At 63.4% G+C, this 8,731-nt stretch carries 8 protein-coding genes; 1 reads left to right on the top strand and 7 read right to left on the bottom strand.

All coding sequences use genetic code 11. The features are described 5' to 3' along the window. The 5 genes from ACTIEN_RS19725 to ACTIEN_RS19705 form a co-directional block, all read right to left on the bottom strand. On the bottom strand, window positions 1-436 hold a 436-nt coding region (locus tag ACTIEN_RS19725), incomplete at its 3' end, for an ATP-binding cassette domain-containing protein (RefSeq protein ID WP_439524861.1). Further along, on the bottom strand, window positions 433-1,374 hold the full coding sequence (locus ACTIEN_RS19720; RefSeq protein WP_439524860.1) for a branched-chain amino acid ABC transporter permease: 942 nt from the start codon (window positions 1,372-1,374) through the stop codon (window positions 433-435). The genes ACTIEN_RS19720 and ACTIEN_RS19725, both read right to left, overlap by 4 nt. Then, a complete protein-coding gene (locus ACTIEN_RS19715; RefSeq protein ID WP_439524859.1) occupies window positions 1,371-2,237 on the bottom strand; it encodes a branched-chain amino acid ABC transporter permease in 867 nt (288 codons plus the stop codon). The genes ACTIEN_RS19720 and ACTIEN_RS19715 overlap by 4 nt, the downstream gene beginning before the upstream one ends. Before the next feature lie 57 nt (window positions 2,238-2,294). Further along, window positions 2,295-3,497 (bottom strand): amino acid ABC transporter substrate-binding protein, encoded by a 1,203-nt coding sequence (locus ACTIEN_RS19710; protein ID WP_439524858.1) that lies wholly within the window; start codon window positions 3,495-3,497, stop codon window positions 2,295-2,297. A gap of 13 nt (window positions 3,498-3,510) precedes the next feature. Then, on the bottom strand, window positions 3,511-4,902 hold the full coding sequence (locus ACTIEN_RS19705) for an aldehyde dehydrogenase family protein (protein ID WP_439524862.1): 1,392 nt from the start codon (window positions 4,900-4,902) through the stop codon (window positions 3,511-3,513). 177 nt (window positions 4,903-5,079) lie between these two features. Here ACTIEN_RS19705 and ACTIEN_RS19700 point away from each other — a divergent pair, with 177 nt between their 5' ends. Beyond that, complete coding sequence (locus ACTIEN_RS19700; protein WP_439524857.1) at window positions 5,080-5,973, top strand: helix-turn-helix domain-containing protein; 894 nt, start codon at window positions 5,080-5,082, stop codon at window positions 5,971-5,973. A 354-nt stretch (window positions 5,974-6,327) separates the two neighbouring features. Here ACTIEN_RS19700 and ACTIEN_RS19695 read toward each other — a convergent pair whose 3' ends face one another. Next, window positions 6,328-6,495, bottom strand: coding sequence for a hypothetical protein (locus tag ACTIEN_RS19695; RefSeq protein ID WP_439524856.1), 168 nt, complete (start codon window positions 6,493-6,495; stop codon window positions 6,328-6,330). A gap of 109 nt (window positions 6,496-6,604) precedes the next feature. Continuing rightward, window positions 6,605-8,680: a TRAP transporter permease gene (locus tag ACTIEN_RS19690; protein ID WP_439524855.1), complete on the bottom strand. Its 2,076-nt coding sequence runs from the start codon at window positions 8,678-8,680 to the stop codon at window positions 6,605-6,607. Window positions 8,681-8,731: the final 51 nt, after the last annotated feature.

The raw sequence follows: 8,731 nt of genomic DNA, 5'->3' as shown, positions 1-8,731 counted from the left end.
TATAGGTCAATTCCCCGACATGGGCATTCGCGCGGCGGTCCAGCCCGACCAACGCCAGCATGTGCATTGCATGGGCATCCGCCTCGGCCCCCCAGCGGCGGCGATGGCCGAACACGGCACCCGCGCGGACGTTTTCCAGCACCGTCATCGACGGCAAGAGCCGGACAAGCTGGAACGTCCGTGCAATGCCACGCCGGGCAATGTCGGCAGCGGAAAGATGCGAGATCGGCGTGCCGCGTAGCGAAATCGTGCCCTCGGTCGGTTTCAGCGCGCCCGAGATCAGGTTCAGGGTTGTGGACTTGCCCGACCCGTTGGGGCCGATCAGGCCCAGAACCTCGTGCTCGGTCACGTCGAAATCCATGTCGTTCACGGCAACAAGCCCGCCAAATCGTTTGGTGGCCCCGCGCAGCGACAGAACTGTGGGCCCGGTGGTCATGCAAACGCCTCCCGGTCCCGCAATTTGCGCTTGCCGCTTTCGATCAGGCCAACGAAGCCGCGCGGCAGAAGGTAGACGATCACGAGGAAGCTTAGGCCCAAGAGCAGCGTCGTCTGGTTGGGGAAACTGGCGGAAATCGCCTCCCAAAGCAGGGTGAAGGGGATAACGCCCACCAGCGGCCCCCAGAGCCGACCTGTGCCGCCCAAAAGCGCCATGATCACCACAAGGAAGGACAGCATCGGCGTGAAGGCGAGCGCGGGTTCGATATAGATATACCGGGGTGCCAGCATCGAGCCGACCACTGCCGCCGTGGCCCCCGACACCATGAACAGCAGGATCTTTGCGCGTGAGGTGTTGATACCGGAATGGCGCGCGACCTCTTCATCGTCCCCGATGATGCGCAGCGCAAAGCCAAGGCGTGACCGCCCGATGGCCCAGCCGGTCAGGTAGACAATCCCGGCCAGCGCGACGAGTTGCCAGTAGATGTGCACTTCGGTGATGTCGGTGAGGACGTAGAGGCCCTTTTGGCCCGACACGTTCTGCCCCCATGTTACGACCTGCCGCACCAGTTCGGCCAGACCCAGCGTGAAGATCACGAAATAGACCCCCGATAGACGCAGCGTGGCAAAGCCCACCAGCGCCGCCAGAACGGCGCCGAATATTGCCGAGATGGGCAGGGTGACCCAGTAGTCCAGCCCGTTCTCGATCCCGATGGCAGTGGTGTAGGTGCCAAGGCCAAAGAACGCCGCCGTGGCCAGCGAGATGTAATGCGTCGGTCCGGAAAACATTGCCCAGCTGGTCGCCAGCACCGCGTACATCGCGATGGTGATGCCGATGGACAGCATGTAGGCGTCGCCGGTTAGCGGCAGGCAGGCGGCCACCGCCAGCAGGACTGCCGAAAGGGTAACGGATTGCCAATCGCGCTTGGTCAGGCTCATGTCGTGCGCCTCCCGAAGAGACCCTGCGGACGAAATAGCAGGATCAGCACAAAGAGCAGATAGGCTGCGGCCAGCGTCAGGCCGGGGTCGATTAGCGTTGCCACGAAGGTCTCGAGGATACCCAGCAACAGCGCCGCCACGATGGTGCCGCGCACGTCCCCGACGCCGCCCATGATGACAATGACCAGCGCCTTGAGCGTGAACATCACACCCGTGGACGCATCCAGCGTCAGGAATGTGGAAATCAAGGCGCCACCAACAGCCGTCACAGCGCCGCCAAGCGCAAAGGCCAGCGCGGACAGCTTGGGCACGTCGATACCCACCAGCCGGGCGCTTTTCGGATCAACCGCGATCGCGCGGATCGACATGCCCGCGCGGGTGCGGTTCAGCCAGAGCCACAAGCCGCCGCAAATGATTACCGCCGCCACAGCCGCCGTCACGCGGTTGAGCGCATAGACATCGCCGATCAGGGTGATGGGCCGGGCTAGGTAGGAATAAGAGAAATAGTCACCGCCGAAGAGCGCCAGCATGATTCCGACCGACACGAAGGCCAGGCCGAACGTGGTCAGGATCGCATCTACCTCAAGCTGGCCCTGCGATTTGGCGCGGTTCACCAGCGGGCGCAGCATCACGACGTAGATCAGCCAGTTCAGCCCAAACGCCAAAGGGGCCACGATGAAGATGGTCAGAAGCGGGCTGACTTGCCCCGCCGTGTAGAACCAGAAGGCCGCAAAGCCGCCCGCCACAAGGAATTCCCCGTTGGCAAGGTTCATGATCCTTGCCATGCCGTATTGCAGGTTCAGCCCCATCGCGATCAGCGCATAGGTGCCACCCAGCAAGAGCCCTGTGATCAGAATGTCCATGTGGTCTCCGGGTATTGGATCGAACGGCCCCGAGCGACGCCCGGGGCCGAACGCGGTTTATTCCCAGCCGGTCTTGGGCTGTGCTGCAACCGCACCTTCGCGCCCGGTCGAGGCGACGCCCTTGAACACGCCACCTTGCCACTGACCGACAGTCCAGTATTCCGCGTTGGCGTTGTTCTCGTTCCATGTGATCGGACCGACAATCGTGTCGAAGTCGTTATTGGCGATATATTCCGAAACCGCCGCCTTGTCGGTTGTGCCCGCGCCTTCGATGGCTTGTTGCAGGATCTGGAACGACGCATAGGCTGCGGCAGAGGCCCAGTAGTCGGGCTTGGCTCCGGTCACGGCCTCGTGTCGCGCCGCGTACTCCTTGAACGCGTCGCCATCCGCATAGACGCCACCGGCACCCAATACACCTTCGGCAGCGGCACCGAACCGCGCGCCGTAAGACGGGAACCCGGTGGCCACGGCGGTGTAGAACGCCTTGGGCGCCAGCCCAGCGATCTGCGCCTGTTCGGTCAGTCCAAACGTGTCGGGCGGATAGGACCACGCGACAAAGGCATCGGGGTTCGCGTCCCGCGCACCGTTGATGACCGGGGACAGATCCTGCGTGCCCAACGGATAGGAGGAATCGTAAACGATCTCGAACCCGGCTTCCTCGAATTGCGGACGCGCAGCCTCGGCCAGTTCGATGCCGAAGGCGTCGGCCACGTTGACCATGGCAACCGAATTGCCGATTTCACCGGCCTCGCGCATCTGGGTCAGCACCTCGACCACACCGCCCGACAGGCCGGTGGCCCCGCCCAAAAGGAAATACATGTTGGGAAACTTGTTCGACAGATCTTCGATCTGGTCGGAAATCGCGGTGTGCGTGACCATCGGATAGCCGTAGCGTTCAAAGATCGGCGCGGCCGCGATGTTCAGACCGGTGCCATAGGGCGCGAGGATGAAATCCGCTTCGTCCTGTGTCGCCAGTCTCTGTACGGCCTTGATGGTTTCGCCGGGGTTGGTCTGATCGTCATACTCGATGATCTCGACCATCATCTTGGTTCCGCCCACGTCGATGCCACCGGCTTCGTTCACGTCGTGCGCCCAAAGCTGCACGTTCGGCCAGAACGTGACCGCGCCGCCCCCAGCCAGCGGGCCGGTTTTCGGGCCAACCGCACCGATCTTGAGCGTTTCCTGCGCGGCCAGCGGGCCGGTCAATGCGGTGGCAACGGTCAGTGCCGCGGCCAATCCGAAAAGGTTTCTGCGTTTCATGTGTCGTCCTCCCTTATTGATTTTTGGTTTCGCCCTCGGACGAGGGCTGGTCGTGAATGGCGATCCATTGGCATTCGGTGAATTCCGCCACGGCATCGCGCCCGCCAAAACGCCCATAGCCCGACGCCTTGACGCCGCCGAAGGGCAGGCGCGGGTCGTCGAAAACGGTCGATCCGTTGACATGGCCGATCCCGGTTTCGATCTGGTAAAGCATGTCCCGCGCCGCCTTGGTGTCGCGGCTGAACACTGACGCCACGAGGCCGAAATCCGTGTCATTGGCGATGGCGAGTGCTTCCTCGGCATCGGCCACACGGATCACTCCGGTTACCGGGCCGAACGCCTCCTCTTCGTAGAGCATCATCCCAGGGGCAACGCGGTCCAGCACTGCTGGTTGCAACCCACCGCCCGACAACTCGCCGCCGGTGACAAGCACTGCGCCCTTGGACACGGCATCGTCGATCATCGCGCGCACCCGCACCGCCGCCGCCGGGCTGATGAGCGCACCCAGAGGGCTGGGTTGGTCCGGGGCAAAACGCAAGGCTTCGGCCTCGTGCGACAGTCGCGCCACAAGATCAGCCGCGATGGACGTGTCAACGATCACCCGTTCGGTCGACATGCAGATCTGACCCTGGTTGAAGAAACTGCCATGCGCGATGGCACGCGCGGCAAGGTCGATGTCGGCATCTGCAAGAACAACTGCCGTGCCCTTGCCTGACAGTTCGAGCAGGCATGGCTTGAGGTGCTGCGCCGCGGTCACGGCGATCTCACGCCCAACACGGGTCGATCCGGTGAAATTCACCCGCCGCACGGCAGGGTGGGCGATCAGCGCCTCGACCACCTCTTCGGCATGATCGGGGGCGTTGGTGATGTAGTTGAGCACACCCGCAGGCAGGCCCGCGTTGCAAATCGTGTCAGCGACCCATTCATGGGTCTTCGGGCAAAGCTCGGATCCTTTCAGGACAATCGTGTTGCCGCAGGCAAGCGGTGCCGCAACGGCACGGGTGGCCAGTGTGACGGCAGCGTTCCACGGCGCGATGCCCAACACCACCCCGGCAGGACGCCGCCGCAGGATGTGACCGCCGATGGGAGTTTCCGTGCCTTCGAGACTGTCCACCAGATCGGCGGTCTGTCGCAGCATGCCTGCCGCCAGGAACACGTTGAACCGCACCCAGTCCGGGGCAGAACCAACCTCGGCGGATGCGATCTCGACCACCTCGTCTGCATGGGCAATCAGAGCGTCGGCCCCGGCTTCGAGTATGGCGACCCGGTCTCGTACAGGGGTCGCGGCCCAATCCGCAAACGCGCAGGCGGCCGCGGCGGCCGCGGCGCGTGCCTCGGCGGCGCGACCGGCAGCGGCACGGGTGACGACGGCATCGGACATCGGGTCGCGCCTCTCAAAGGCCACAACCGGATCAGGCGCGACGTGTCGCCCGGCAATTATCAAGCGGGTTTCGTACAGATGCTCCTCCCCAGGGTCACTGAACGTGGGCCGTCTCCTCACGGCATGACCATAAAATCGCTCTGACTTACGCAGAGTAAATGATATTCTGCGGCAATAAGTTTACATTCTGTGGGATTCTTGATGCCAGACCGACGATTCCGCGACTCTGCTACTGTCCGCGCGGGGGCTTTGACCGGGGATTTGCGCAGCCGCATCGTCGGTCTGGCCGAAAGTCTGCATGGCCCCTCTTGGTGCGCCATCTTGCTCGAGGATGGGGGGGCGATGCTGTCGGGAGAAGACGCGCGGATCAAGGCGCCTGTGCTGGCATGGCGCCCTTGGAGCGAGACATCGCGCCTGCGGTCCGATGCCGGGGCGGTCGGCGCCTATGTGCTGCTGAGTGCCAGCGCGCTGGGAAACACCATCGGGCACCTGCCCGAGGCGCGGGACTTGCGCGATGTGGCCGATCACCAGGTCACCGTGCCTTTGGCGTCCATGTCCGAGACCCGTTTCGCTTTGCGCACAGCCTTTGCCGGAATTCGCCGCGAATTGGAGGATGACGCCATCGCCGCACATGTCGTGGTCGAGGCTTATTTGCGTGTGATCCTGATCGAACTTCTGCGCGCGGCGCCCTCCTATTCGGACGGTCCGCAGGGGGCCAGCCCATCGCACCGCGCCTTTACCCGGTTCAGCACGTTGGTCGAACGGCATTTCCGGGATCGTTGGTCGGTGTCGCTTTACGCCGAAACGCTGGGTGTCACCCGCGACCGGCTGGGGGACATGTGTCGGCGGGTGAGGGGGCTTGGCCCGAAAGAGATTATCGACCGCAGGGTTATGCTGGAGGCCCGATTGTTGCTTGAAACGTCTGGCCGGTCAGTGAATGAAATCGCCGGGACTTTGGGTTTTTCATCGCCCGCACAGTTCAACCGGTTCTTCTCTAACCATGCCGACCTGCCACCGGGCGGATACCGGACGTCATTCCTTCGCGGGGTCGAACTCGGAGTTTCCGATCCGGCACGCCCGTTTGATTGGCCATAACAGTTTGGTCTCGTGAATTTAGGTTCTGCCTGAATCTGTGTGGCACAGCGGCAGCATGGCGGCCTGATCCGGGAGGTGACAGGGCAAAGACGCTTCCGCATGCGGCGGGCGAGAGACCGGAGGGGATGATAGACGAGAAGGAAGAGGCGGCCAGCAAGCGGCAAATCCCAGCGAGGTATCGCGCCATTCGCGGCAATGCACGCGATCCAGCAGTATCGGTGCGGACCCGACACCGGTTATCGGAGTTACTGCCAGACTGGCGAAAAGCCCCAACAGATGGGCGAAAGCGAGGTCAGTATGTCAAAGTCGTTTGTCCCGTTAAGTATTTGGGTTGTGTCAATCTTTCGCCAAGCCTCACCCTTGGCCGCTCCATTTCTCCAGCCGGGCGACGGTTCCCTGGGTCACCGATTGCAGGTCGTCCCTGGCATCCAGATTGGGGCAGGGGTCTTTCAGCCGCACGCGGACATCGCCCATGGTGACCCCGTTCGGGGCTTTGTGGGCCCACAACGCGTCCCAGGTCATCGGCATCGTCGGCGGTGCGCTACCGGGGGCACCGCTATTGGGTACGATCCTACCAACGCAAGTCGGTAGTTGCTCAGTCAGGTCTCCCGCGGCCAGCCAAGATTTGGTCTTATGTGGTCTCCCGATAGGACACGGATTTGCCGATGAGCGGCAACTGCCGGATCACTGCGGGCAATACCAGCAGAATGCCGATTATTGTGGGCCAGAGGCTGGGCACCACCAGCAACAGGGCCGAAATTGCCAGCAGAAGCCGCTCGTACCCGCGCAGCGGCGCGAAGAGCCAGCCGGCGAAAACCGAGGACAGCATCCAGATCCCCGCCATCGCGCCCAGCGTGGCAAGGAAGAATTCCGACCATGTGAAGCCTTCGGTCACCAGCAGCATAGATGGCGAGAAGACAAAGACGAACGGCACCAGCGCTTTGCCCATGCCCAGCCGGAAGGCCGTGTTACCCGCCTTGAAGGCATTGGCGTCGGCGATCCCGGCCGCCGCATAAGCGGCGAGCGCGACAGGTGGCGTTATGTCCGCCAGGACCCCGAAGTAGAAGACAAAGAAGTGCGCCACGATCGGTTCGACCCCGAGCAACCCCAGGATCGGCGCGGCGACGGCGATCATGATCAGGTAGTTCGCCGTCGTCGGGATGCCGCAGCCCATCAGGACGCAGACAATCGCCGTCATGATAAGGGTGAAGAGCAGCGTCAGCGACGTCACGGACATGACAGCGAAAGGCAGGAAGGCAAAGCCGGCGGAAACCGTCTCGGCCCATTGCCCGGCGACCGAGGTGACCATGTAGGCGATCTTGAAACCAACGCCGGTCAGAGTGACTACACCGATGACCACCCCGACGAGGGCGGCGGCGGCGGTCACGGAAAGCGAGTATTTCGCGCCGAGAACGAAGGCGTCCCAGAGGCCGACGACGAACTCGGTCACCGCGCCCTGGATGTTCGTTCCATGCTTGACCAGCGATTGGATCGCAAGGACGCCGATACAGGCGGTGATCCCCCAGAAGGCAGCAAGGTAGGGCGTCTTGCCGGACAGCAGGATCGCCACCAGCACGAAGAGGGGCAGGGTGGTCAGCCAGCCGGCCTTGAAGACGATCCAGGCGACCGGCAGTTCGTCCTTGGTCAGACCGCGCAGCCCCCGGCGGCGTGCCTCGAGGTGGACCTGCACGAGGACACCGAAGAAGTGCATGAAGGCCGGGACCAGCGCGGCCGTCAGGATCGTCGTCAGCGGCACGCCAAGATACTCGATCATCAGGAAGGCGACGGCTCCCATGACTGGTGGCGTGATCTGTCCACCAGTTGAGCTGGCCGCCTCGACCGCCGCCGCGAAGTGGCGCGGATAGCCGATCCGGATCATCGCCGGGATGGTCAGTGAGCCAGTGGTGACCGTGTTGGCGATGGACGAGCCCGAGATCGACCCCAACATTGCGGAGGACAGGACCGAGACCTTCGCCGGTCCTCCCGCAAAACGTCCCGCCAGCGAAGAGGCGAGGTCGATGAAGAGCTGCCCCAGCCCGATCCGTGTGGCCATCACGCCGAAGAGCACGAAGTGGAACACATAGGTCGAGATGACCCCAAGCGCGGTGCCGTAGATGCCCTGGCTGGTCAGGTAGAGGTGGTTGACGATCCCGGCCCAGTCGGACCCCGGGTGGGTCAGCACGCCGGGCATCGACTGACCGAAATAGGCATAGGCGATGAAGAAGCAGGCGATCACCGGCAGGGGCCAACCCATGGCGCGCCGGGTCGCCTCTAGCAGGGTGACGATGAGGATCGTGCCCATGATCACGTCGATGGGAAGCGGGTTGCCCACCCGGAAGGCGAGATCCTCGAAGATCCACGGCACGTAAAGCGCCGAGACGAGGGCCGCGATGGCGAGGACCCAGTCGATCAGCGGCAGGCCAAACGGGGCGAGGATGCCGGGCGTCACGGCGCGGGGCCGTCCGAAGGCCATGAAGGAGAAATAGACCAGCGCCAGCGTTACGCCCATATGGACGCCGCGGTGCGTGGTCGCGCGTGGAATGCCGTAGCCGGCTGTGTAGTAGTGATAACAGGCCAGCGCAAAGAGTGTCCCGGCGACGAGCCATCCCAGGAACGGCGGGAGTGGCCGAAAGCGGACCTCGGAGTCGAACTCCTCTTCGAGAGCCTTCATTTCCTCATCGGTCAGGCTCTCACTTCGGCTGGTCATGTCTGCTTACTCCGGTTCTCGTGTGCCGCGGCCAGTTCGCTGGCCGCGGCA

This window comes from Marivita sp., from assembly GCF_051859345.1.
Taxonomy (GTDB): domain Bacteria; phylum Pseudomonadota; class Alphaproteobacteria; order Rhodobacterales; family Rhodobacteraceae; genus Marivita.
Note: the sequence above shows the minus strand (reverse complement) of the source record. Positions and strands in the feature narration are given on the sequence as shown.